The sequence below is a fragment of the Erythrobacter ani genome, assembly GCF_019204025.1.
In the GTDB taxonomy this organism is placed as follows: Bacteria; Pseudomonadota; Alphaproteobacteria; order Sphingomonadales; family Sphingomonadaceae; genus Erythrobacter; species Erythrobacter ani.
Map to the genome: position 1 here is coordinate 163965 of NZ_JAGSPB010000001.1, position 24856 is coordinate 188820.

26 protein-coding genes are annotated in these 24856 nt (G+C 59.6%); 6 read left to right on the forward strand and 20 right to left on the reverse strand.

All coding sequences use genetic code 11. From position 1 onward, the window contains the following. A complete protein-coding gene (glmS, locus tag KCG45_RS00845) occupies nucleotides 1-1836 on the reverse strand; it encodes a glutamine--fructose-6-phosphate transaminase (isomerizing) (RefSeq protein WP_218315264.1) in 1836 nt (611 codons plus the stop codon). Nucleotides 1837-1919: 83 nt separating this feature from the next. Beyond that, nucleotides 1920-2834 carry a DMT family transporter gene (locus KCG45_RS00850; protein ID WP_218315265.1) on the reverse strand — a complete coding sequence of 305 codons (915 nt, stop codon included), beginning with the start codon at nucleotides 2832-2834 and terminating at the stop codon, nucleotides 1920-1922. 238 nt (nucleotides 2835-3072) lie between these two features. Here KCG45_RS00850 and KCG45_RS00855 point away from each other — a divergent pair, with 238 nt between their 5' ends. Continuing rightward, a complete protein-coding gene (locus tag KCG45_RS00855) occupies nucleotides 3073-4608 on the forward strand; it encodes a TadA family conjugal transfer-associated ATPase (protein ID WP_218315266.1) in 1536 nt (511 codons plus the stop codon). A 58-nt stretch (nucleotides 4609-4666) separates the two neighbouring features. On the opposite strand, the gene KCG45_RS00860 is transcribed toward KCG45_RS00855, so the two are convergent. Then, nucleotides 4667-4909 carry a hypothetical protein gene (locus KCG45_RS00860; protein ID WP_218315267.1) on the reverse strand — a complete coding sequence of 81 codons (243 nt, stop codon included), beginning with the start codon at nucleotides 4907-4909 and terminating at the stop codon, nucleotides 4667-4669. A 68-nt stretch (nucleotides 4910-4977) separates the two neighbouring features. On the opposite strand from KCG45_RS00860, the gene KCG45_RS00865 reads away from it, so the two are divergent. The 3 genes from KCG45_RS00865 to KCG45_RS00875 all read left to right on the forward strand — a co-directional run bounded on the left by KCG45_RS00865 (nucleotide 4978) and on the right by KCG45_RS00875 (nucleotide 6334). Further along, nucleotides 4978-5925: a DMT family transporter gene (locus tag KCG45_RS00865; protein WP_218315268.1), complete on the forward strand. Its 948-nt coding sequence runs from the start codon at nucleotides 4978-4980 to the stop codon at nucleotides 5923-5925. A gap of 28 nt (nucleotides 5926-5953) precedes the next feature. Beyond that, nucleotides 5954-6085 (forward strand): entericidin A/B family lipoprotein, encoded by a 132-nt coding sequence (locus KCG45_RS00870; protein WP_218315269.1) that lies wholly within the window; start codon nucleotides 5954-5956, stop codon nucleotides 6083-6085. A gap of 117 nt (nucleotides 6086-6202) precedes the next feature. Continuing rightward, nucleotides 6203-6334, forward strand: coding sequence for an entericidin A/B family lipoprotein (locus KCG45_RS00875; protein WP_218315270.1), 132 nt, complete (start codon nucleotides 6203-6205; stop codon nucleotides 6332-6334). 12 nt (nucleotides 6335-6346) lie between these two features. Here KCG45_RS00875 and KCG45_RS00880 read toward each other — a convergent pair whose 3' ends face one another. The 14 genes from KCG45_RS00880 to KCG45_RS15405 all read right to left on the reverse strand — a co-directional run bounded on the left by KCG45_RS00880 (nucleotide 6347) and on the right by KCG45_RS15405 (nucleotide 18820). Next, complete coding sequence (locus KCG45_RS00880; RefSeq protein ID WP_218315271.1) at nucleotides 6347-6946, reverse strand: DUF938 domain-containing protein; 600 nt, start codon at nucleotides 6944-6946, stop codon at nucleotides 6347-6349. Nucleotides 6947-6948: 2 nt separating this feature from the next. After that, the gene (locus KCG45_RS00885) at nucleotides 6949-8511 is read right to left on the reverse strand and encodes a long-chain-fatty-acid--CoA ligase (RefSeq protein ID WP_218315272.1); all 1563 of its coding nucleotides are present in this window, start codon (nucleotides 8509-8511) and stop codon (nucleotides 6949-6951) included. 75 nt (nucleotides 8512-8586) lie between these two features. Continuing rightward, nucleotides 8587-9033 carry an ABA4-like family protein gene (locus KCG45_RS00890; protein ID WP_218315273.1) on the reverse strand — a complete coding sequence of 149 codons (447 nt, stop codon included), beginning with the start codon at nucleotides 9031-9033 and terminating at the stop codon, nucleotides 8587-8589. Then, nucleotides 9033-9791 carry an NAD(P)H-binding protein gene (locus KCG45_RS00895; protein WP_255547885.1) on the reverse strand — a complete coding sequence of 253 codons (759 nt, stop codon included), beginning with the start codon at nucleotides 9789-9791 and terminating at the stop codon, nucleotides 9033-9035. The genes KCG45_RS00890 and KCG45_RS00895 overlap by 1 nt, the downstream gene beginning before the upstream one ends. Further along, nucleotides 9784-10980, reverse strand: coding sequence for a deoxyguanosinetriphosphate triphosphohydrolase (locus KCG45_RS00900; protein ID WP_218315274.1), 1197 nt, complete (start codon nucleotides 10978-10980; stop codon nucleotides 9784-9786). Before KCG45_RS00900 ends, KCG45_RS00895 begins: the two co-directional genes overlap by 8 nt. A gap of 311 nt (nucleotides 10981-11291) precedes the next feature. Continuing rightward, nucleotides 11292-11996: an aspartate/glutamate racemase family protein gene (locus KCG45_RS00905; RefSeq protein WP_218315275.1), complete on the reverse strand. Its 705-nt coding sequence runs from the start codon at nucleotides 11994-11996 to the stop codon at nucleotides 11292-11294. A gap of 76 nt (nucleotides 11997-12072) precedes the next feature. Continuing rightward, a complete protein-coding gene (locus KCG45_RS00910; protein WP_218315276.1) occupies nucleotides 12073-13062 on the reverse strand; it encodes an alpha/beta fold hydrolase in 990 nt (329 codons plus the stop codon). Beyond that, nucleotides 13059-14087 (reverse strand): SO2930 family diheme c-type cytochrome, encoded by a 1029-nt coding sequence (locus KCG45_RS00915; RefSeq protein WP_218315277.1) that lies wholly within the window; start codon nucleotides 14085-14087, stop codon nucleotides 13059-13061. The genes KCG45_RS00910 and KCG45_RS00915 overlap by 4 nt, the downstream gene beginning before the upstream one ends. Continuing rightward, the gene (locus tag KCG45_RS00920) at nucleotides 14084-15286 is read right to left on the reverse strand and encodes a parallel beta-helix domain-containing protein (protein ID WP_218315278.1); all 1203 of its coding nucleotides are present in this window, start codon (nucleotides 15284-15286) and stop codon (nucleotides 14084-14086) included. Before KCG45_RS00920 ends, KCG45_RS00915 begins: the two co-directional genes overlap by 4 nt. 164 nt (nucleotides 15287-15450) lie before the next feature. Then, nucleotides 15451-15810 (reverse strand): hypothetical protein, encoded by a 360-nt coding sequence (locus KCG45_RS00925; protein WP_218315279.1) that lies wholly within the window; start codon nucleotides 15808-15810, stop codon nucleotides 15451-15453. Between the two features lie 12 nt (nucleotides 15811-15822). Next, nucleotides 15823-17268, reverse strand: coding sequence for an NAD(P)(+) transhydrogenase (Re/Si-specific) subunit beta (locus KCG45_RS00930; protein ID WP_218315280.1), 1446 nt, complete (start codon nucleotides 17266-17268; stop codon nucleotides 15823-15825). A 3-nt stretch (nucleotides 17269-17271) separates the two neighbouring features. After that, nucleotides 17272-17553, reverse strand: coding sequence for an NAD(P) transhydrogenase subunit alpha part 2 (locus KCG45_RS00935; protein WP_190787839.1), 282 nt, complete (start codon nucleotides 17551-17553; stop codon nucleotides 17272-17274). Nucleotides 17554-17556: 3 nt separating this feature from the next. Further along, on the reverse strand, nucleotides 17557-18681 hold the full coding sequence (locus KCG45_RS00940) for an NAD(P) transhydrogenase subunit alpha (protein WP_218315281.1): 1125 nt from the start codon (nucleotides 18679-18681) through the stop codon (nucleotides 17557-17559). A gap of 16 nt (nucleotides 18682-18697) precedes the next feature. Further along, complete coding sequence (locus KCG45_RS15405) at nucleotides 18698-18820, reverse strand: hypothetical protein (protein ID WP_255547886.1); 123 nt, start codon at nucleotides 18818-18820, stop codon at nucleotides 18698-18700. A 254-nt stretch (nucleotides 18821-19074) separates the two neighbouring features. On the opposite strand from KCG45_RS15405, the gene KCG45_RS00945 reads away from it, so the two are divergent. Both KCG45_RS00945 and KCG45_RS00950 read left to right on the forward strand, forming a co-directional pair. Next, on the forward strand, nucleotides 19075-20532 hold the full coding sequence (locus tag KCG45_RS00945; RefSeq protein ID WP_218315282.1) for a sigma-54-dependent transcriptional regulator: 1458 nt from the start codon (nucleotides 19075-19077) through the stop codon (nucleotides 20530-20532). A 139-nt stretch (nucleotides 20533-20671) separates the two neighbouring features. Then, nucleotides 20672-21451: an SDR family NAD(P)-dependent oxidoreductase gene (locus KCG45_RS00950; RefSeq protein WP_218315283.1), complete on the forward strand. Its 780-nt coding sequence runs from the start codon at nucleotides 20672-20674 to the stop codon at nucleotides 21449-21451. 6 nt (nucleotides 21452-21457) lie between these two features. Here the strand turns inward: KCG45_RS00950 and KCG45_RS00955 are convergent, their stop codons facing one another. The 3 genes from KCG45_RS00955 to folP form a co-directional block, all read right to left on the reverse strand. Further along, nucleotides 21458-22660: an alkaline phosphatase D family protein gene (locus KCG45_RS00955; protein WP_218315284.1), complete on the reverse strand. Its 1203-nt coding sequence runs from the start codon at nucleotides 22658-22660 to the stop codon at nucleotides 21458-21460. 99 nt (nucleotides 22661-22759) lie between these two features. Beyond that, on the reverse strand, nucleotides 22760-23533 hold the full coding sequence (locus KCG45_RS00960; protein ID WP_218315285.1) for an outer membrane beta-barrel protein: 774 nt from the start codon (nucleotides 23531-23533) through the stop codon (nucleotides 22760-22762). Between the two features lie 93 nt (nucleotides 23534-23626). Further along, nucleotides 23627-24754, reverse strand: a complete 1128-nt coding sequence (gene folP / locus KCG45_RS00965; RefSeq protein WP_218315286.1) for a dihydropteroate synthase — start codon at nucleotides 24752-24754, stop codon at nucleotides 23627-23629. Between the last annotated feature and the right edge of the window lie 102 nt (nucleotides 24755-24856).

Consider the following 24856-nt stretch of genomic DNA (forward strand, 5'->3'; position numbering starts at 1 on the left):
TCATTCGACAGTGACCGATTTTGCAAGGTTCCGCGGTTGATCCACATCTGTGCCTTTCACGACGGCCACATGATAGGCGAGCAATTGCACTGGGATCGCATAGACGAGCGGAGCGATCAGAGGATGCACTTGCGGCATTTCGATGGTCGCCATGCAGCCCTCGCCTGCATCCTCGATACCCTTGGCATCGGAGATCAGCACGACTTTTCCGCCGCGCGCGCGGACCTCTTCCATGTTGGATACTGTTTTCTCGAAAAGCGGGCCTGATGGCGCGATCACCACGACGGGCACATCTTCGTCGATCAGCGCAATCGGCCCATGCTTCATTTCGCCCGAAGCGTATCCTTCTGCATGGATATAACTGATTTCCTTGAGCTTGAGCGCGCCCTCGAGTGCGAGCGGATAATCCTGGCCTCGCCCAAGATAGAGCACATCGCGTGCTGGAGCGATCAGATGCGCCATCGCGGCTATATCATCATCATGATCCAAAGCCGCGTTGAGACAAGCGGGTGCTTCGAGCAGGTGCTGCACCACTCCCATCTCGTCTTGGCGGCTCATCAGCCCTCGCTTGACCGCCATATGCGCTGCAAGCGCGGCCAGCACGGCGAGCTGGCACGTAAATGCCTTTGTCGAGGCAACTCCGATTTCCGGACCGGCATGGGTCGGAAGCAATAGATCCGCTTCCCGTGCCATGGTGCTGGTTGGCACGTTGACGACCACACCGATAGTCTGGCCCTCTTCCTTGCAATGGCGCAGCGCCGCGAGCGTGTCTGCGGTCTCTCCACTCTGGGAAATGAAGATTGCAAGGCCGCCTTCTTCCAAAACGGGTTCGCGGTACCGGAACTCGCTTGCAACATCGATGTCGACGGGAACGCGGGCGAATTGCTCGAACCAGTATTTGGCCACAAGCCCGGCATAATAGGATGTCCCGCATGCGACGATCGTAAGTCGACGGACGGATGAGATATCGAACTCGAACTGCGGAAGCGCCACCGAGTAATCATCGCGTCGCAGATAGGAACCGAGCGTCTGCGCCACGACCGTTGGCTGCTCGAAAATTTCCTTCTGCATGAAGTGACGGTAATTACCCTTTTCCGTCGCCGTCGCGGAAGCGCCCGACGCCCGGATTTCTCGCGTCACTTCGGTACCATCGACGTCGAAAATCTGAGCGCCCTCGCGAGTGATGACCGCCCAGTCTCCTTCTTCGAGATAGGATATCTGCTGCGTCAGGGGAGCAAGGGCGAGCGCATCAGAGCCGAGATACATCTCCGGCGTTTCATTTGCCAAACCATAACCAAGGACTAGCGGCGAACCCAGCCGCGCTCCGATCAGCATTTCGGGATGGTCGCGAAACGCGACGGCGAGCGCGAACGCGCCGCGCAGTCTGGGAAGAACATTGCGAACAGCCTCGGTCGGACTCTCGCCGTTTTCGACCCTCCGAGAGATCAGGTGCGCGACGACTTCGCTGTCTGTTTCGCTTTCGAAAGAGTGACCATTCTGACGCAGTTCCGCCCGCAGTTCCTTGTAGTTTTCGATGATGCCGTTGTGGACGATCGCCACCTCGCCGGTCGCATGGGGGTGTGCGTTTTCAGCCGTGGGCGCGCCGTGTGTGGCCCAGCGTGTATGGGCGATGCCCACATGTCCGGGAGCGCCATCTTCGCGCAATACGTCGATGAGGTTCGAAAGCTTTCCCTTGGCTCTACGCCGCACAAGCTTGCCATCATGCAAGGTGCAGATGCCCGCGCTGTCATAGCCGCGATATTCCATCCGCTTGAGACCATCGACCAGCCGATCTGCGACAGGTTCACTGCCTACGATTCCGATAATACCGCACATGTTTCGTATGATTTCCTGCTTATGCGAGCGCAAATGGCCCGGCTAGATGAATAAAACTCTGAACAAGGCCGCGTTCCTAGCCTCTATCTCATAGACGGCAAGTTCCCTGAACCCGAGCTGGCACGCATCCCATTTCGCCAAAGGATCAGGCCAGCCAGAATTATCAGGCCTGCACCTAAAAGTGTCATCACGTCGGGCCGGTCACCGAACCACCACCAACCCAGCGCGATCGCAATGAGCATCTGCACATAAATCGCGGGAGCCACCTGCGAAGCCCCTGCCTTCGATGTGCCGATATATGCAAGCCAATGCGCGGTGGTCGCGGTGAAGGCAACCACCCCGCAGCGCGCAACCACATCCCAGCTCGGCCAGCCGAAATCCAGCTGCTCAATGCCAGAGAACTTCAAGCCTACGCTCAAAACGATAAGGATCGGGGCACAAATCGCCGCCATGAAGACCTGCATCGAAAGAGCGCTGCCCTGCCCTGCGCTCGCGCGATTCGCAATCATCAGCAACGCGAAGAACACCGCCGAAACAAGCGGCAGGAGTGCGCTCCATCCCAGTTCGGCCAGATTGGGCCGGAGGATGATCACGACCCCCGCCAATGCCAGGAGCGACACGCCATAAACCGACGGCCGCACTCGTTCGCCCAGCAATGGGCCTGAGAGAACCTGCGTGAGCACTGGAGAGAGAAAGCCGATGGCCAAAGCTTCGGCGAGCGGCATGATATATATCGCAGAGAAGAAGCATACCGAAGCAAGAGCGAGGCAAACCCCGCGTGCGACCTGAAGCCAGGGCTGTCTTGGCTTAAACGCCTCAGGACCCTCGCTCCGCAGCAGCAGCACCGACAGCACAGCTGCTCCTAAGAAAAACCGCAACGCCGCGACTGCGAAGGGTGGCCACTCGCCAGCCATGGTTTTTACCACCGCGTCGCCCACAGCCAAGGTCGCGAAACCGCTCGCTGCATAAGCCAGCCCGATACGCTCTTCGTGGGTCATCGTCTGATCAGAAGCCGCCAAGACATGCTGGCGCGGTGAACGCAGCCTGCTGGAAACGCAAGCGTAACGACTGCCTTAAGCATGCCGAGCATTGCTTATTGTGTTAACCACTCGGCGGTCACCCGAAATTTAGGAAAAAAATAAGGTTTCCGAATTATTCACCAAACTTCGAGAGGCGCTGTTCGCCCTGATGCGGGCAAGCGTAGTGTTATGAATTTATAGGCCTCGGGGGCTTGGAATGAGCGCATTCGGTAAAAAAGGCGGTGCAGGCGGTTCGAAAACGGGCGGACGTCCGGCATTCGGCGTCGCACGGCCAATGACGACCGGGAAACCTTCGGGCAGTGGCGCGAAGGGCGGCGAACAGTTCCCGCCGCTCCCCGAAGAAGGGGAGAAAGCCAAATCCGCTGCCCCGCCGCCCGCCAATTCCAAGCCGCAGAACTCTGCAGAAGCCATGGACCGCCTCGCCGAGCGGATGAATGCGACGCACGAAACCGAACATGATGCCAGCGGATTCGAAGCAAGCGTCCACAAGATCAAGGAGCAGGTGCTCCCCCGTCTGCTCGAACGGGTCGATCCGGAAGCCGCCGCAACGCTCTCCAAAGAAGAGCTGAGCGAGGAATTCCGTCCGATCATCATGGAAGTGCTGGCCGAGCTCAAGGTCACGCTCAACCGCCGTGAACAGTTCGCGCTTGAGAAAGTCCTGATCGACGAGCTGCTGGGCTTCGGCCCGCTCGAAGAATTGCTGAATGACCCGGACGTTTCCGACATCATGGTCAACGGTCCGGACCAGACATACATCGAGAAAAAAGGTAAGCTCATCATCGCGCCGATCCGGTTCCGCGATGAACAGCACCTCTTCCAGATCGCACAGCGGATCGTGAACCAGGTCGGCCGCCGTGTCGACCAGACCACGCCGCTCGCCGATGCCCGCTTGAAAGATGGTTCGCGTGTCAACGTGATCGTCCCGCCACTCTCATTGCGCGGCACCGCGATCTCCATTCGTAAATTCTCCGAGAAGCCGATCACCTTGGACATGCTCAAGGAATTCGGTTCCATGAGCGAGAAGATGTGTACCGCACTGAAAATCGCCGGTGCCTGCCGGATGAACATTGTCATCTCCGGCGGTACGGGTTCAGGTAAAACGACCATGCTCAACGCCCTGTCGAAAATGATCGACCCGGGCGAGCGCGTGCTCACCATCGAGGATGCCGCGGAACTTCGCCTGCAGCAACCGCACTGGCTACCGCTCGAAACGCGTCCACCAAACCTTGAAGGCCAAGGTGCCATCACCATCGGTGACCTCGTTAAGAACGCCCTGCGTATGCGCCCTGACCGGATCATCCTGGGTGAGATTCGTGGGGCAGAATGTTTCGACCTTCTCGCCGCCATGAACACGGGCCACGACGGCTCGATGTGTACGCTTCACGCCAACTCACCGCGAGAGTGCCTGGGCCGTATGGAAAACATGATCCTGATGGGCGACATCAAGATTCCAAAGGAGGCGATCAGTCGCCAGATCGCGGAAAGCGTCGACTTGATCGTTCAGGTCAAGCGTCTTCGCGACGGTTCACGCCGCACCACCGACATCACCGAGGTCATCGGGATGGAAGGCGATGTCATCGTGACCCAGAACCTGTTCAAGTTCGAGTATCTGGACGAGAGCGAGGATGGCAAAATCCTCGGCGAATTCCGCTCCAGCGGCCTGCGCCCGTACACGCTCGAAAAAGCGCGTCAGTTCGGCTTCGATCAGGCCTATCTCGAGGCCTGCCTCTAACGCAGACGGGCGCTGCCGGTGAGAGGAGCAATGAATGCCACCTCGCTGGGCTGCAAGATCACAAGTTTCCCAGCACCACGGGAAGGCTCATCGCGAGCATTCCCCCGCCGATGATTGCGCAAAGCACGAACAAGGTCGTCCACGGCATGAAACCGACTCGCTCTAGGCGGTCGACCGAGCGCGCTCTGCTCCGGCGGCGCTCCATGAAGGCGCACAAGGCCGCGACGACCCAGAACAGGCCGCCGGTGGAGGCCAGCAAGACCGCGTCGCTTGCGAAGGCAATTTGCGTCAGGAAATCCATCACAGTCTGGCGATGTAGTCGCTCACAGCGCTTGCGCAATATCGAGACCTGCCTACAGCCCGCGGTCAATGGATGGATTCGTCGCCCGCCCCCGCCCCCTGCTTGCACTCGGCGTTAGACTTGCCACCGCGGCGACGCTGGCAATGATGGCAATGCTGGTCAAATTAGCGGGAACACGCGGGGTCCATCTGGCCGAGTTGGTATTCTGGCGGCAGGCGATCACACTAGTTTGCGTTGCCGGACTCCTCGCCGCTTGGGGTAGGCTGGCGACGGTTAAGACCAAGCGGTTCGGCGCCCATGCACGCCGTGCAGCATATGGCCTCACCGGCATGTTCTTCGTCTACGGTGCAGTCATGCTGCTGCCGCTGCCCGAAGCCACTGCGATCAGTTTCACCGCCCCGTTTTTCGCCGTCCTGATATCGGTCATGTTTTTCGGTGAGAGCGTAGGGCGCTACCGTTGGGGCGCAGTGGTTCTCGGCTTTGCGGGCGTGCTGCTTGTCACCGAGCCGAGCTTCCTTGGAGGTGGAAGCGATCTGGTCGACCCATTCGGCGCTGCGGTCGGCCTTATCGCGGCACTGCTCGTCGCGCTCATCAGCTTCCAGATTCAGGATCTCAACAAAACCGAAAGCCCATGGAGCATCGTGTTCTGGTTTACTGCAATCACCGCGCCGATCTCGGCAATTGCGCTCCCCTTCGTGATCGGTCCACACGATCCGGTGACTTGGGCAATCATCATATCTGTTGCGCTTTGCGGGGCCCTGGCTCAGATTTTGCTCACCACCTCGCTCCGATTTGGTTCCGCGGCGGTGATACTCTTGATGGACTACACCTCCCTTCTCTGGGCGACATGGTATGGTTGGACAGTGTTCGACCAGGCACCAAGTCAGAACCTGTGGTTCGGCGCCCCGCTGATCATTGCGGCCGGCGTGCTGATTGCATGGCGCGAACGTCAATTGGCCCGAATAAACGCACCTGCGGGCGATACCGGGGAACCCGAACGCCCTGCCAAGCATTAAAATCGCGTCATAACTCAAGGAGGTATTTATGATCCGCAAGACCATGATCGCAATCGCGCTGGGCACGATGACTCTCTCCGCTGCTGCGTGCAACACCGTGCAAGGCGCTGGCGAAGACATCAGCTCGGTCGGCCGGGCAGGCGAAGAAGCTATCGATTAATCGACATAAAGCGTTACCGAAAAGGGGGCGGCCGCTATGGAGCGGCCGCCCCCTTTTTCATTGCACATTCAGATGATCCAAGCGATTATATGACTTTGTCACCATAGGCTTCTCGACATGAAAAACCGCATCACGCGCACGCTTACCATCACCGCGATTCTGGCATCCATTGCAGGATGCAACACGGTTCAGGGACTGGGCGAAGACATTTCCTCAGTCGGCCGCGCCGGCGAAGAAGCCATCGACTGACCTCGCAGTGCCTCAGTTACGGCGATAAACCAGCGCCAGGTTGTTTGCCGGCATTTCATGCCGCGCAGTTCGACTAAAGCCATGTTGTCCGGCCAGAGCATCGACTTCATCGACTTGGCGAATTCCCCAGCGATTGTCTCTTGACCTCAGGCTGAGGTCGAAGTCGACATTGGACCGAACCGGCTCGACGTCCTTTTCAAAATAGGGTCCGTACAGAATAATCGGTGCGCCCGTTTCGCTGAGGACACGAGCCGCGCCCTCGAACATTCCAATGGTCGCCGACCAAGGACTGATATGCGCCATATTGCTGCAGAGCAGCGCATCCGCTTCATGCACTTCCCAGCTATCCGGATCGGCGGCGTCGATAACGGTCGGCAGCCGTAAATTCGGCGCACCATGATCCTCTTCCCAGGCGAAGATCGACGCCAGAGCTTCGCGTTCGTGGTCACTCGGCTGCCATTCCAAATGAGGGAAACGGTGCGCAAAGTAGATGGCATGCTCGCCCGATCCGCTCGCTATTTCGAGGACTACGCCGGTCTTGGGCAGCTCCTTTGCCAGAACTTCTGCGATGAACTCACGATTTCGCTCGGTAGCGGGCGCGTGCTTTTTCACGCCTAGCTCACCTGCCGATCCTGTCCCTGCCAGTAGGGATCGCGCAACTGGCGGCGGAGGATCTTGCCAGAGGCATTGCGCGGCATTTCCGGGATGACATCAACGCTCTTGGGAGCCTTGAATGCCGCAATTCGCTCGCGGGTGTAAGCGATAACCTCGCCTTCGTCGATTTCTGCACCAGCCTTGCAAACAACGCAGGCTTTCACTTCCTCGCCCCATTTTTCGGATGGTATGCCAATCACCGCCACCTCCGCGATGGCCGGGTGACCGAAGATCGCATTCTCGACCTCAGCGGGGTAAACGTTTTCGCCGCCCGAAATGATCATATCCTTGATCCGGTCCTGGATATAGACGTAGCCGTCCGCATCCATAATTCCGGCGTCGCCCGTATGCAGCCAACCGTCGTCGTCGATGGTGCTCGCCGTGGCTTCCGGAAGCTTCCAATAGCCTGCCGTATTGGACGGTGACTTGATGCAGACTTCCCCGATTTCACCGCGGGGCACCTCGTTGTTGTTGCTGTCCCTCACTTCGATCTGAACACCGGGCACGGCCTTTCCGGCCGAACGCATCCGCTCATTACCTTCAAGACTGTGGTCATCCGGCGGCAGCAGCGAGATTGTCCCGCTCGTTTCCGTCATGCCGTACGCCTGCAGGAACTTGGTCGTCGGCATCGTCTTGACCGCTTCCTTCAACAATTCGAGCGGCATCGGCGCAGCGCCGTACATCAAATATTTGAGGTTGGAAAAATCGGTGTCGGCAGCGCGTGGATGCTGCACTACCATCTGCAACGCCGCAGGCACGATGAACATATGGGTCGCGCCGTTTTCAATCGCTTCGAGCACGCCGATCGGGGTGAATTCACCTTGCACCTCGCTGCGGATGCCGTTGGCGACGGCGATATTCATCAGACCAGTTCCGCCGATATGAGCACACGGCATGGCGATGAGCATGCAGTCTCCATCCTCGTAGAAATTCCAATCCAGACCAGCTTCGTTGCCGGGGTTCCGCAGACCGAGAAGGTTAGCGTTGGAAAGCACCGCGCCCTTCGGATTGCCGGTCGTGCCCGAGGTGTAAAGTTGCAGGATCGGCTCGTCTGCGGCGGGAGGATCGTAGCTGGCCGGCGGTAATTGGGACGCTTCGCGCCGCGCCGCTTCGGCTTCGATCACTTGCGGCTTTGCCGGTACGTCCTGCGACACGGTTTGCGCAGTTTCGACGAATTCATCGCCACAAAACAGAAGCTTCGCGCCTGTATCTTCAAGGATATAGGCAATCTCGCGCGGTGCCAGCCGCCAACCGATCGGGACCATCACCGCGCCCATACGCGCTGCCGTGAGGTAAAGCAGGAAATAAATATCCTTGTTCTTGCCAAGCCATGCGATCCGGTCGCCGTTTGCCACGCCGCGATCCTTGAACAAGGTTACCAGACGCCGCGTCAGGTCATCGGTCTGCGCGTACGTCGTGATCCGGCCATCCTGTTCGAAAGCGGTCGCATCGGGGCGTTCGCTCGCCCAGAACTGCAGGATTTCATCGAACGTGGTGTAGCTGTGATGAGCATTCTGCTCCATGGCTTTGGCCTCTCCCCAATGTGACTTTACCGATAAGCCTAGGGCAAAGCGGCGCTGGCGGTCCAGCGCTTTACGCTACTGGAACCTGCCCGATGCGCGGGCTCGCCGTTCGCGGATCAGTAGCCAGATGAACAGACCAAGCGGTCCGGCCATCAGAGTTGCCAGCAAAATCGGAGCCTGCAGCCATCGAGAGAAGAATTTCGCATCGGCATCCCGCGCGATCCAGAGGCCCACAAACAGATCGAATGCGAGGTAGTGTGTCCAGCCTATGGTCACGCCGACGTCGGTGGAGAAAATTGCGCGCACGCCATCGATAGAAGTGAAATTCGCCCCTCCCCCTCCGGTGGGCAACACACCCGACAGCACCGCGATCAACCCCGCCGAATAGATGAGGCAGAGCAGCCCCACGCCCATATAAAGCACGGCGGAAAGAAGGGACGGCCAACGCGGGAATGCGATGAGAAATACCCATGCGACAAGCGCAATCAGATTAACCGCACTAAAGACCAGTCCCCAATCCATCAGTCGTCTGGTTCCCGATCCTTATCGGCTTTGGCGCGCCATTCGCGCGCGGCGCGCTTCATCGCGTCGAGATCATGCGTGAAGCGTCCCTGCGCACGGCGCATCGCCAGACCAAGCGCAGCTTCGGCGACCAGATCGGCGCTCACCGAATGATACATGCCGTACTTGGCTGGAAGCATCGGCTCGACCAGAGGTGCGACCGTCATCGCGGCCTTCTCAGCGAAGCGGAAATCATCTTGGCGCGATCCTCGAAGTAGTCCGGGCCGAAGGATATCGAGTCGTTTGAATCCGACCTTGGACACGAGCTGCTCGGTTTCGCCTTTTACACGCATGTACAAATTCTTGGAGCCCGGATTGGCACCGGCTGCGCTGATAAGCACCATGTTGAGCACGCCAGCTTCCTTGGCTGCTTCCGCCGTTTGCAGGATCAAATCCTGGTCGACCGCCCGGAACGCTTCCTCGTCGCGGCCAGCCTTTTTCCACGTAGTACCAAGAGCGCAGATAAAGGACCGCGGCTGGACCGCCTCGAACACCTCACCCCATTTGGCAGGATCGGCGACGAACATTTCCATCCGGGCGCCTTCAGGCAATGTGATCTCCCGGCGGGCGATTCCGACGATCCGGGCCTGATCGGTCTCGCTGGAAATCTCGATGACGCGACGACCGATCAGCCCGGTAGCCCCGACCATACCGATGCGTTCGGGCGACTTCCGGCCCATCGTCCTGTTTGCTTGCCTGCCGCTTCTGAGGTTAGACATTGCTCAATCCCTGCGGTTGCTCCCCGTATATCCTACCACACGCCTTCATTGCAAAACTGTCACTCATCCCAGCGATGAAATCGGCGATCATACGCGATCGATGAGGTTCTACGGGCGGCAGCCGCTCACGCCAATCGGCAGGCATCAGCTGTTCGTCCTGCGAATAGGCAGCGAACAGACGTGCAATGACATCCCGTGCGCGCTGCGCGGCTTCGACCTGCTCAGGGTGATAATAGAGCTTGCGATACATGAAGCGTTTCAGCGCCCTTTCATGCTCGGCCATTGCCGGTGAGAACCCGCCGATCTGCCGGTCCGCATTTCTGACATCGGCAACCGACCCCAGCCCAGCCGCCTGCGTACGTGTATGCTCGATCACATCATTGACCATCAGCCCGATCTGGTCGCGGATCAGTTCGCGCAGCATCCGGTCGCGGGGAGCGTTGGGAAACCGCTTTTCGACGGCTCGCCATTGATCAGCCAGGAAATCGAGCTCCATGAGATCATCCAGACCCAGGAACCCTGCTCTCAATCCGTCGTCGATATCGTGATTATCGTACGCAATATCATCGGAAACAGCTGCGATCTGCGCCTCGAGCGACGGCCATGTTGAAAGATCCAAAGGAAACGCATCATTCAGCTGCGCCAGCGCCCAGTTCGGTGCGGAGACGGGTCCGTTATGTTTGGCCAAACCCTCCAGCAAGTCCCATGTCAGGTTGAGCCCATCATGCGCGGGATAGGGACTTTCGATCCGCATCACCGTGCGAAGTGCTTGGGCGTTGTGGCAGAAGCCGCCATATCTGCTCATCGCTTCGGAAAGAGCATCTTCCCCCGCATGGCCGAACGGCGGATGACCGAGGTCGTGCGCAAGGCAGAGCCCTTCGGTCAGATCCTCGTCAAGTGCGAGAGCCCGCGCCAGAACGCGCCCGATCTGCGCGACTTCGAGACTGTGTGTCAGGCGCGTGCGGTAATGATCGCCGTCCGGAGCAATGAACACCTGGGTTTTCGATTTGAGGCGCCGGAAGCTCATCGAATGAATGATCCGGTCGCGGTCCCGTTGAAATTCGCTCCGCGGCCCTCTCGTTTCCGCTTCCCTATGGCTCACATGGCCGCCTCCGTCCGGGCGGGGCTGAACACCGAATTCGCGCCCGCGTGTTTGCGAAGGGTCGGCTGCATAAGGGACGCGGGTCATCACGCATCAGCGATTAGGTCAGCGCGGGCAGCGGCTCAACGGGAACAGATCGGCAACGTCCAATGATTGCCGTGGACAGCGACCGGTTCGCCGACCTTACTGCGCAATGTGGGAGAAGGACCGGGATCGCTCTTCAATGTATTGGGGTTGAAGAGCGATCCCGCGGACCTCAGGCGACCCGAGAGCCCAGAGCTTGTCTGCTTCATTACAATGACGAACTCATATTCGGGCCTAGACAGTGACGATCGGCGACGCATCATTTGTTAAGACGCACCAAGCCGGACCGTGGCCGGAAAGCGACGAGATGACCGCTATTCCACCAATTCCTGCTCCAGGATCCAGTCGGCCGCCGCCTGGCAATGAATTCGAGTGGAATCGAAAACGGGCAGGACGTTTGCATCCACGTCGACGATCAGGTCGAGTTCGGTGCAGGCGAGAACGATGGAATCGGCACCCTCCTGAGCCTTCGTGGTGATGATGCTCCGCAATTGACGCTCCGCATCTCTGGTCACCTTGCCCACCATCAACTCGTCATAGATGATGTGGTTGAGTGTCTCGACCGTCTTCATATTGGGCGGCAGCAGATCGATCCCGTGCGAGACCAATCGTTTGCGATAGAAACTTTCGGTCATGACATTACGAGTGCCGATAAGCGCCGCGTTCTTGTGACCTGCCGCCTTCAGCGCAAGCCCGACGTGCTCGGCAATATGGAGAATCGGTATCTCGACCTGCGATGCAACCTCATCGTAGAGTTTATGCATAGAATTGGCGCCAATGATCAGGGCCTCGGCCCCGGCACCTTCCAGCCGCTTGGCGCTGTCACCAAGCACGCTTGCCGCGCGTTTCCAGTCCTTGTCATCCTGCAGGCCATACAGCTCACAGAAATTCAGGCTTTCGATGAGCAGCGGGGCGCTGGCCATCGGGGCGGAGCGTTTCTGTACGAGCCTGTTGATCCGCTCGTAATAGATGCCGGTGGACACCCAGCTCATGCCGCCGACAAGTCCGAGTTTGCGCAAATGTATTTCCTTGAATTCGATCAGAAGCAATAGAACGATCTAGCGCCAAACTTGATCCTGCGTCCACGTCATGAGGTTAATTCTCGGGCGTTTCACTCTCGGCTGTGGCGCCAAGACCGTCCAGCCATTTCCTGACATCGCTTAGCGTCGCTTCAGGCGCTTCCTTCTGCGGAAGATGACCAATGTTGGGATAGGCGATAAGCTGGCTGTTGGGCATCATCTCATCGAGCCACTCGCCCGCAGCGAGTGGGATGAGCCTGTCTTCCGTGCCCCAGAGGATGAGCGTGGGCGCTTCGATCCCCGCGATTTCGCCTTCTGCCAGCGGATCGTACTCCGTAGCAAATCGCCGCATCGTGGCCCTGCGATTGCCGGGATATCGCAGCAGCTCCCAATAGCGATCGACCATCGCATCGGTGATGATCGCCGGATCCGAAACCGATTGCTCGAGCGACTGCTGGATCAGGCTTCGCGGCGTAATCTGCTCCGCGATGCTATTGATGATCGGGGTGCGGGCAATGGTGAAGCCTATATTTCCGCTGTCCTCTCCATCGTCTTTGCTCCGGATCATCGGTCCGCCGCTCGCATCCACCAGGATCAGGCCCGTGACTTTCTCGGGATAGGCCGCTGCGAAGGCCAGCGCGTGCTTGCCGCCCATCGAATTGCCGCCGATGATGAAGCTTTCAAGGCCAAGCGAAGCCGTGAGCGCGCGGATGTCATCGGTGAAATTGGCGCGGCTGTAATCGTCGTTCGGATCGGCACCTGTCAGACCATGCCCGACCTGATCGAAACGAACCACACGATAATCCTGCTTTAGACCATCGGCCCATTCATCCCATGTGCGCAGATCCGAATTGGACCCGTGCAGCAGGACGATTGCAGGCGCATCGCGCGGGCCTTCGTCACGTACGTGAGCGATTACGCCGTCTCCAATCTGCACGAATTGCGAGGGTGCGGCACCATATTTGGCCCGCATTTCGACAAGATCGGTGTCAGGTGTTCGGAACACCAGAAATGCTATTACGACGAGCGCTATCAGCGCCAAAAGTATGCGGAGAGGCCATTTCATTGTGTGATTTCTGTCCCAGACATTTCAGCGATCCAGCGGCGTACAACCTCGACACCATCGTGATCAATCGTCGAACGGCCCAGTTCCGGCATCGCAATGCCGGGCTCAGCGGAGTTCATCCGGTACACGAGGATGGACGAGTCAGGATCACCCGGAGCGATGGAAACCGTGTGCCCACCCGCGCCCCGCCCTGCGGCAACCGGCGGCTTGCGCACACCGAGCGCGTGGGGATCATGCTGCTCCCAGCGCAGGTCCAAGCCTGAATTCGATGCGCCGCCGCCAGGTTGATGGCAGTGCGCGCAGTTCACATCGAGATAAGCGCGCGCGAGGCTTGTTGTGGCTTTCTCGCCGCGTCGGTTCCAGTCGGGAAGCATGTCCGCACCTTCTGGAAATGCATCGAGCTGGCCGCTTTCGACCATTGCAGAGAGCCACTCGGCGGAAAGATTGCGCGCCTTCGGACCTATGGGGATAACTTCGCCATCCTTGCTGTGGCACGTCTTGCATTCGTTCTTGTTGGGAATGCGGTAGCTGATCTGTTCGCCTGCGGGAGTTGTAATGGGAAGCCGTGCTCCTGCGAGGGCAAGCTTGGCCTCGGACTGCGCATCATCCCACCGGTATGGCAGCGCGGTCCATCCGTCCGCGCGGTGCAGCAGCACCCTGGTTTCGATGAAGCGCTGCTCGTCGCCCTCACCAAAAGCGAAAGTCTTGATGATCGCCGCTCCCACCGGAAACTGCAGCAGCCCATCGCCATCGGCGCTCATTTCAGTTCCGGCGGGCAGATAGATATAGCGCAGCTTGTCGGCACCGTCCGAAAACAGCGGAGTGTTGAGGCTGTACGAGGTTACGCCTGAAACTGCCTCCCGCCCAGCGCTATCGGCAAAGAAACCGAAATCGGCGAGTGCGCGCGGAAGAGTATCGCCAGCGATGACATAATCGTTGACCTGCGGTGGAGGAAACGCCCGGCCAGCAATCGCTCCGCCAAAGGCAAGAGCAGATACCGCAAGCAGCGCGAAAGAACGTCTCACCTGAGCCGCGCCTCCAATTCAGCGGGAGCGCCGATCCCGCTCATGTCCCATTGCTCGATTTCGCTTGGCGCGGTCATAGGGCCAGGCTGCGCCTCCATGATCGACTGGCCCTGATTCGCGAGATTGAGCGAGACACCCGGAATGCCTGAGGTGACAATCAACGCCGGTCGATCCGAATCCGACAGCCCGTCCCACAGGATCGGAGGTATCGCGCCGCCAAAGGCCGCTGCAAATTGCTCTCCGCCGGGAAAATCCGGATTGCTGCCCCCATCTTCGACGACATTCGCACCGATCACCACATCACGCGGATACGGATTGTAACGAGGATCGTCGAATTCCTGCGTGTAGGCGATAACCATAAGCGGCGCGGTCGAATTGCCGTTCGCCAGGTTGTTTTCGATCCAGACCTTTTCATTGGCCATCACCATGATGCCGGTTCCGCTCGGCACGCTGGCGACGATATTACCTGGAGGCGCGAAGTTCGGCGTTGTGTTTTCGCTGACGATATTCTGCCGCACGATGACATTCCCTCCGCCGACCACCGGCAGGCCCGGCAGGTCGAAGACAAGGATACCGCCGGTGTTCTTGGTCGCGATGTTGTTTTCGACCAGAGCATCGCGGCTGTTCTCTATCTCGATACCAGCGACGTTCTGCTCGGCGATCGAATTGCGCACCGTGATTTTGCTCGACTGACCGACATAGATGCCAGCATCCGAAGCGCCGGACACGTAGACACCATCGACCAGCACGCCAGTGCTTTCCACCGGGTAGATCGCATAGGCTCCATTTGACGCGTCAGGGCCGTTGGTCCATGTCACCTTGAGCGCGTGATAGACGATGTTATCGGCGCCCTTCGATTTGATCCCGTCGCCTTTTGGGTTCTCCATGGCGAAATCGCGCAAGGTGACCTCATCGGAGGTGACAAGCAGTCCTTCACCCGACCCCTGCTGGCCCGTAAAGTCCAGCACGCTTTCGTCCATTCCCGCACCGCGAAGCGTAACTCCATCGACATCCAGGCTCAGCCCGTCGGTCAGCTCGTAACGTCCTGCCTCCAGCACGATCTCGTCACCCGGTTCAGCAAGGATGAGCGCTTCCTGCAGGCGCTCCTGAGCCCCTTCGCCCGGCGTGATCGTGTGTGTTTCGGCAAAGACCGGCGCCGCACCACAAAGCGCCAATGCAGCAATCGTCAATCTGATCATGAATGTCTCCCTATCCCGCAGCCATAGTGCCGCAAGATAGCCGGATTGCAAGAGCGCTCGGCTGTAAATGATGTCGGTGCAGATCAGCGGTGAAGTCCCAGTCGCAAATGGCCCGTCATCCGATCCAATGTTACCGCGCTTGAACCGCAAGGGGACAGCCTTGGTTATCGCCCTTGCAACAGGAGTTCGAACCCGCATCCGCCCGCGACCGTCACGACCGCCTCCAGCGCTTCGGGATCATCGACCCGTCGCAGCCTCGCCAGCGCTTCGCCGGTCGACAGGGGAATCCGGCTTTCGCCGTCCTGTGGAGCCGCGCGTTCCAGCTTGCGCAACTGGTTCAGGCTCAGCCGATCGACCAGCCGCGCCGCCATGCATTCTGCCATCGGTGCAGGCACACGGTTAGCCAGCAAGGCCTGCTCCACCCGGGCCTCGGTCACTTGCTCCAGCACACCGTCCTCGCGCAGAAAGAACCACGCAGCGAGGCCGACCAGGAACACGATCAGCAAGATCACGATGGTGCGCATGGATTGCGAACCCTAATCGAGCGCCTTGACGATTTCCTCGACCATCTTCTTCGCATCCGAAAGAAGCATGACGGTCTGGTCCATGTAGAAGACATCGTTGTCGACTCCGGCATAACCCACACCGCCCATCGAACGCTTGATGAAAAACACCTGCTTGGCCTTGTCCACGTCGAACACGGGCATTCCGTAGATGGGTGAGGACTTATCGGTCTTGGCCGCTGGGTTCACTACGTCGTTCGCGCCGATAATGAAGGCGACATCCGCCTGCGCGAATTCGGAATTAATGTCCTCGAGTTCGAAGACCTTGTCGTAATCGACGCTTGCCTCTGCAAGCAGCACGTTCATGTGGCCCGGCATCCGGCCAGCAACGGGGTGGATCGCGAATTTAACTTCGGTCCCGTTTTCCTCAAGCACGTCACACATTTCCCGCAGCGCATGTTGAGCCTGCGCGACCGCCATGCCGTAGCCCGGAATGATGATGACCTTCTCAGCCTGCTCGAGCATGTAAGCAGCATCTTCGGCGCTCCCCTGTTTATAGGGGCGCTGTTCGCGGGGTTCGGCGCTGCCGCTGCTATCGTCCGCGCCGAAACCTCCGGCAATCACGCTGATGAAGCTCCGGTTCATCGCGCGACACATGATATAAGACAGGATCGCACCCGACGATCCGACCAGCGCGCCGGTGATTATCATAGCAGTGTTGCCGAGGGTAAAGCCCATCGCTGCCGCCGCCCAGCCGGAATAGCTGTTCAGCATTGAGACGACGACAGGCATGTCCGCGCCGCCGATCGGGATGATCAGCAGAAAACCGATGGCAAAGGCGAGCACGGTTACCGCGACGATGAATGGCAGGGTTGCTGCAGGCCCTGTCGCCGCTGCAAACAGACCCGTTAGGACGATGATCGCTGCAAGCGTGCCGAGGTTGATGATATGGCGCCCGGGCAGCAGGATCGGCGATCCGCTCATCTTGCCCGAGAGTTTGGCAAAGGCGATGACCGAGCCGGAGAACGTTATTGCCCCGATTGCAATGCCCAGCCCCATCTCGATTTTGCTGACCGGCGAGATTGCCCCGTCGACCAGCAGGCCGAATGCACCCGGATTGAGGTAAGCGGCCCAGCCGACCAGCACAGCTGCCATACCAACCAGCGAGTGAAAACCTGCAACCAGCTCTGGCATCGCGGTCATGGCGATACGGCGTGCGATGGTGAAGCCGATCAGGCCGCCGATCGCGATCGCGATACCGATTTCGACGATATTCGCGATGTCATGCGTGACAAGCGTCGTCGCCACTGCGATCAGCATACCGATAATGCCGTTGCGGTTGCCCGCGCGGCTTGTCGCGGGGCTCGATAGCCCGCGTAACGCGAGGATAAAGAATACACCCGAAACAAGGTATGCGAGCGGGACCCATGCGGGGGTCGATGCAGCGTCTGCCGCGCCTGCGAGAATGGAGAAGATCATCTCTTACTTCTCCTTTTTCTTGTACATGGCGAGCATCCGCTCGGTCACGGCAAACCCGCCGAAGATATTGATGCTTGCCAGGACCACGCCTGCGAGTCCGAGATATTTGGCCGTGGGACTGCCTGCCTCTGCCGCAGCGATCAGCGCGCCGACAATAATCACCGACGAGATCGCATTGGTCACCGCCATCAGCGGCGTATGCAATGCCGGGGTGACCGACCAGACCACGTAATAGCCGACGAAACACGCCAGCACGAAGATCGAGAGAATGCTGATGAAATCCATGGATCAGGCCCCCTTCAGCCGCTCGTTCACAACTTCGCCGCCTTTTGTCAGACGGATTGCGTCGCCAATCTCTTCGTCAAGCTCGGGTTTGCCCGCCTCCTTGTCCCAGAACGCGGAGAGGAAATTGAGGTGATTGCGCGCGAACAGCGCCGACGCGTCGGCGGCGAGATGTGCTGGCGTGTTGGCATAGCCCATGATTTTGACACCGTGGCGCACCACCATGTCATCAGGGACCGACCCCTCGACATTCCCACCTTGCGCGACCGCAAGGTCATAAATGACGCTGCCCGGCTGCATGGTTGCAATCTGCTCATCTGTTACGAGGCGCGGTGCGGCACGGCCCGGAATCAGCGCGGTGGTGATGACGATGTCCTGCTTGGCGATGTGTTCGGAAACGAGCTTTGCCTGAGCGGCCTTGTATTCATCGCTCATTTCGGTGGCATAGCCGCCCGAGCCTTCGCCTTCGATCCCCTCGACCTCTTCGACGAAAATCGCTTTTGCGCCAAGGCTTTCGATCTGTTCCTTCGTAGCCGACCTCACATCGGTTGCGGAAACCTGCGCGCCCAAACGCTTGGCCGTGGCAATCGCCTGCAAGCCGGCGACGCCCACGCCCATCACGAAGCACTTGGCCGCCTTTACGGTGCCGGCTGCCGTCATCATCATGGGAAATGCGCGGCCGAAAGTGTCGGCGGCGGTCAGGACGGCCTTGTATCCGGAAAGGTTGGATTGGCTCGAGAGCACGTCCATGCTCTGCGCGCGCGTGATGCGCGGCATGAATTCCATCGACAACGCTTCGAGCCCTGCCTTGGCATAGGCATCGACAAGGTCTTTGTTGCCGAACGGATCGAACAGCGCCGCCACCCAAGCGCCGGGCTTGGCACCGTCGAGCAGAGCGGCTTCCGGGGCCTGAATGCCGAGGATTATGTCGGCATCCTTCACGCACGCAGCGGCATCGCCGATGGTCGCCCCCGCCTCGCTATAGGCATCGTCCGAAATCGAAGCGCCGCTACCGGCACCGGTTTCGACAGCGAAATCATTGCCTAAAGCAATGAATTTCTTGACCGTTTCAGGCGTAGCGGCAACCCGCTCTTCGCCTGCGGCGCGCTCTTTCAGGACAGCAATTTTCACGTGGCGGTGTCTGCCTTCAATCAGCGATGAGCGTAATTACGAAAAGTGTTATGATGGCAATGACCGGAACAGCCCATTTAAGCGTGCTCATGAAGCCGCTGTAGGTCTGTTTTGCCTTGTCCATATCGTGCGATGCCATGGCTCTCATATCCCCTTGGATGTCTAACGTTGAGAACGGCGAAAGGTGCCGGTCTTGGATAAACATTGCCCGTATCGTGGAGAGCCGCTGCACTCAAGCCCGCTCTGATGAGGGGGATGGACGCAAAAACAGGACAAAATCCGCTCGTGAGGCACCTCAGCCTTAATTCGGTCTTTACCTCATCGGCGTAGTCTCCCCCGACGTTTCACCCTGGGACGGTTTCCGGGGAGAGTGGAGGGATTGCGACTTAACCTATGTCCGACATGGATTCGCACCTCGAAAACCTGACGCCTGCGGCGGCCGATACGCGTCTCGTGATGCTCATTGATGATGAGCCTGCGCAGAGCCGCCTTATATCGGCCATTGCCGCGCGCGATGGCTGGCGCACTGTCGTCGCGGCCGATGGCGAATCTGCGATTGCTATGCTGGGCACTCGCGAGGGAATGCAACTATCCGCGATCCTGCTCGATCAATGGGTTCCGGGCGATGATGCCTGCGCGCTGATCGAAGAGCTCAAGAAACGTCGGCCAGCCCTTCCCATCCTAATGCTGACGACCAGTGCATCCCCGCTGCTCGCGGTCGAGGCGATGCGTGCTGGCGCGAGCGATTATCTCGTCAAACCGGTATCACCGGACCGGTTGATGGAGGCGCTACGCAGCGTCACCACCCGAGAGGCACCGCAGGCCGAGCTTGCACCGCTGACCGAAAAGATGTCCGCGACGCTGGACTTCGACGCCATGATCGGAACAGCGCCGAAATTCCGTACCGCCCTTGCGCAAGCAGCGAAGGCGGCTCGCGGTCACGGCCATGCACTGATCGAAGGGGAAAGCGGGACTGGCAAGGAAATGCTGATGCGCGCCATGCACGCCGCAAGTCCACGTTCGAAGGAAGCGCTCCGCTTTATCAATGCCGCCAGCGTGACACCCAATTCGATGGAATCGGTGCTGTTCGGGCACGAACCGAACGCGTTTCCTGGCGCATTCGACCGTCAGATTGGCGCGTTGCAACAATGCGATGGCGGCACGCTGGTGCTCGACGAGGTCGATCGGTTGACCCCAGACGTTCAGGCGCGGCTCGCCGAGGCTTTCGAAACCGGGATCGTCAGGCCCGTGGGTGCAACCCACGGCTTTCGGGTCGACGTCCGGATGTTTGTCGCGAGCAACATCACGCTTTCGGCCCTCGTGGATGCGGGCCATTTCCACGCGGGCCTTGCAGCGCGCCTGTCGGCCAAGCGTATTGTTCTTCCTCCCTTGCGAGAGCGCAGCGGCGATATCGCCGCACTGACCCGTCATTTTCTGGGCCGGATCGGGGAGCAGCCCGGTCTTAAGCATCTGTCCGTATCCGACAGCGCGCTGGCTTTGCTCGCCGCTTATGAATGGCCGGGTAATGTGCGCCAGCTGCAGTCGGTACTGTTTCGAGCAGCGGTCTATTGCGAAGGCAACACTCTAATCGAAGAGAGCTTCCCGCAACTTTCCGAAATGCTGGGCGAGATCGAAAGCGATCCGCTGGCCAGTTCGCATGACGGCATGGGCGTGATGCTTTACACCGAAGACGGCAACCTGCGCCCGCTTGAAGAGATAGAAGCCGACGTCATTCGGTTGGCAATCGGGCATTACCGCGGACGCATGACCGAGGTCGCCCGCAGGCTCGGCATTGGCCGATCGACGCTATATCGCAAGCTGTCGGATCTGGGGATCGACAACGCGGCTTGATCGACAGCGCACCGTGCCTTAAGCGGGAGACTGCAATATTGGGAGAAGTCAGATGAACAAGAGCATCCGCTAAAGCGGAAAATCCTTAGCTCCGGACGTCGCTACGTCCGTTTTGTTATCTGAATTTCGAGGTATCTTCATGTCTAGACTTTCCAAGTCGCGCTGCGTCGTAACCGGCGCTGCGCGAGGTATTGGCGAAGCCATCTGCAAATCCTTCCTCGACGAAGGCGCCGACGTCATCCTTACCGACATCGATCGGGAAGCGGGCGAGTCCGCCGCAAAGGCCCTCGGCTGCGAATTTCGCCAGCTCGATGTGCGCTGCGAAGGCGACTGGGCGACGCTGGAAACCGAATTTCCGGCTATCGATGTCTTGGTAAACAATGCCGGGATAACCGGTTTTGAGGGCGGACAGCGCGCCCACGACCCGGAAAACGCCTCACTCGAAGACTGGCATGCCGTCCACTCGGTCAACACCGACGGCACGTTTCTCGGCTGCCGCTATGCGCTGCGGGCGATGAAGGCGAAGGGCAAAGGGTCGATCATCAATATGTCGTCCCGTTCCGGCCTCGTCGGCATTCCCGGAGCCGCTGCCTATGCTGCGAGCAAGGCCGCGATCCGCAATCACAGCAAGTCGGTGGCGCTCTATGCTGCACAGCAAGGGTGGGCAATCCGCTGCAATTCGGTGCATCCCGCAGCGATCCTCACTCCGATGTGGGAGCCTATGCTCGGCGATGGCCCCGACCGGGAGGCCAATATGGCGGCTCTGGTTGCGGACACACCGCTAAAGCGCTTCGGAACGGTCGAGGAGGTTGCTGCGGCGTGCGTTTTCCTGGCCAGCGACGAGAGTGCCTACATGACAGGCTCGGAACTCACGCTCGATGGCGGATTGCTCGCCGGCAGCGCGGCGTCGCCCGGCTAGGTTCTCCTAAAAGCTAACGGTGCGCGTCACCCGAACCTCACCCTCGCTTCCGCGCAGGCTGGTGGTGAAGGTGCGCGCATCCCAATCGATCTCGACCAGGCCAAAGTTCTCCTCGGAAATAAAGTCGGTGAGCCGCTTTGGATCAGGTTCGCGCGCAGTGTTCCGCTCGGTAGACGAGAATGAGTAGTTGAGCGAAGAGCTCGTCAGCTCCCAAATCTGCTCACCGGCTGCCGCCTCCGGTGTGTCGGAATAGATCCCGCCTGCATGGCGATCACCAGACAGCAGCACCATTCCACTGTCGGCGCGGGCTGCCAGCATTCCGTAAAGCTTGGCGCGCTCAAGCGGGAGAGCCTCCCAACTTTCATAATCATGGGCGTCGGTGATGACCTGGATCGAGGAAACGACCACGCGCAGGTCTGCGGGCTTGGCAAGCTCCTGCTCCAGCCATTCCCACTGCGCGCCGCCCAGCATGGTCTTGGCCGGGTCTTCGCTCGGCACGTACGGGCCTAGCGGAGGACGCTCCAGCGTGTAGGGCATCGTCGCGAGGTCGGAACGGAAGAAACGGGTGTCGAGCATGATTACCTGCGTGACCTTGTCATCAGTCCCGAACATACGGCTTTCATAGATGCCGGGGCGCGATTTCACTTCGTTCGATGCACCCCAGAACGTTTCGAAAATCGTCTCCGACCAGTGGCGGTACGTGAAGCTCGCTCCGCCGTCATTGAAACCGAAATCGTGATCGTCCCACGTGATCATCATGGGAACTTGCGCGCGAAATGCGGCCAGCTCAGGCGTTTCCGCCTGTGTCTGGTAGGCTTGACGCAAAGTGGTCAGCGCAGCGTCGCCATCCCAGCCCTGATCGCCGTAATTGTTATCGCCGATGAAGAGGAACAACTCGGGATTGGTAGCAGCAATCTGCGCCCACATATGCTGCGAGCGCGACTGATGATTGCAGCTTCCAAAAGCCAGCCGGGTGATGACGGTTTCCGGCGCAATTGCTGTGTTCGGCGGCGCGACGGGCAGATCGACCTGGTCTTCAAGCTGCGCGTAGTACGGTGCCAGCAAATCCTCTGCCGACACAGAAACATGTGTATCTCCGTGCAAACGATCGGGCTGTTCGAGATGTGCGCCGTGCTGATCCGCGATGACGGGTCCGGCTGAGAGACCTGCCGCGGCGGCTGTAAGAGCGAGAAGCGAAAGTCGGCGCATGTGCGAGTCCCCTGGATTGTGCTGTGCCTCTATTTGCACAACCCATAGGATCACACCATTACGGTATCACGACTTTCGCCCAACTCTCGCGATCAGGCTTCAGAAGCGGTAGCGCACACCGGCCAGGACGTTGATCGTCTCGAACCGGCCATCGAGGTCCGCGTTGAACAGGTCGGCACCGCCGCCGACGAAGCGCCGTTCAAAATCGAGCCCGGTGATGCGCTGATAGCGCACGCGGGTTTGCAGCTCGATATTATCGGACAGAACGTACTGGATACCGATATTGCTCTGCAAAGACAGGCCCGTGTCGCCGCCGGTCACGGCGAATGTCGGCGCAGTCGCAATGCCATCGGCGGGGAAGTAGTTCGCGTTGTGATCGACATCGGCGATACCGATGCCACCGCCGATGAACGGGATGAAGCGCTGCTCGTTGGACCACCGGAAATCCGTCTGGTAATTGAGCGAGACCGTGTGCACTTCGACATCGCCGTCAAACCTCTGGATACCGCCGTTGAAGCTGCCGCCGCTGACATCGGCTTCGGAATAGGCATATTCGATTTCTACGCTCGGCTGCAGAAGGCCGAACACGGCCCTGGGAAGGCGATATCCGATCGCGGCGGTTCCATTGAAGCCTTCGTCGTATTCCACCTCTACCTGAGCCGGAGCGCCTGCCACTCCAGGTGATCCCGCGACCGGGTCCTGTATTCCGTCGAAAGTCTCATCCGTCGGCGAGGAAACACCGGCCTGGACGGACACGTAGAAACCGCCTTCCGGGTTGAACTCCGATGATTGCGCCGAAGCGGAAGAGGCGAATGCCGCCGCAGGAAGCGTGAGCGCCAATGCGATCGTGCGAGGAGCGTTTATCTTGATCATCGGAAGGCAACCCTTTTTACCGTTATGGATACCTCCCGTTCGCCGCGTTTTTCGGTTCGGTTACACTGCCTTCGTTTTCTTTTCCCGTTTCGATCAATCCATTGGTAATTGGGCGAAATCGGTGAGCGCTGCATCGCGCAGACCGCGCCATACATTGCGCGCCTGAACGGTCTCTTTCACATCGTGGACACGGAGCATGTGGACGCCTGCATCCATGCCGCGCATCGCCAGCGCAAGCGACCCACCGAGCCGGTCGTGAGCCGCCTCCTCATGCGAGAGCGCACCAATCAGACGCTTGCGGCTGACGCCCAGCAGCAGCGGCGACCCCAGCGCGTGAAACAGCGGCAGCGCGTTCAGCAAAGCGAGGTTGTCCGCCAGGCTCTTGCCGAAACCGATGCCGGGATCGAGCATGATGCGATCCTCTGCGATGCCGCCTGCAATGGCGCGCTCTCGCGCATCTTTGAGGAAGTCGAACACGTCGCTGACCACATCGTCGTATTCGCCGCCATCATGCAGGTCATCGCCGCTTCCCGGAGCATGCATCAGGATCACAGGACATCCTGCATTGGCCGCGAGCTCGGCCGAGCGCGGATCGTAACGCAGCGCGGACACGTCGTTGGCGATGTGCGCTCCTGCCTGCAATGCCGCCTCGAGCACGCCTGCGCGCCGCGTATCCACACTGATCGCCGCGCCCATTGCGGCGCAATACTCGACAGCGGGCAGCACCCGCTCCTTCTCGTCTCCCTCCCACGTGGCAGCAGCACCGGGCCGCGTGCTTTCGCCGCCAATGTCGATAACCGCCGCACCCGCCTCCAGCATTGCAGCGGCATGGGCTTTGCCAGCATCTGGGCGCTCGAGGAAGTCGCCGCCATCGGAGAAGCTGTCGGGCGTCACATTGAGCACACCCATCACCTGCGGCTGATCGAAGCGTATGGTTCGCTCGCCAGCCTGCAGCGGAGCATGCGCTTTCTGCAGGTTGCCCCATTGCCGCCGCGCTTCCGTTTCGAGCGCGGCATCGAGATCGCCGAGCGCGCTTTCGAACTCGCGTACTCCGAACAGAGACCGGCGTACCGCTACTGCTCCCTCGCGTGTGACGAGCGCGAACCGGCTGGCATACACCATCGAACCGGCCAAACGGATAGCTGCCCCGTCCTCCGCCTGCGGGCCAGTAGCGAACGCGATCGGGTGGATATACACCCCAGCGCCGACCGCCCCGCTCATGGGATACACCGAGACATGGACCGCATGTTACACGGTCCCGAGCATGAAATCTCTGAGCGTTCTACGTCCGCAATGGTGGAGTGATGGGAGCTGGGTCCAGAG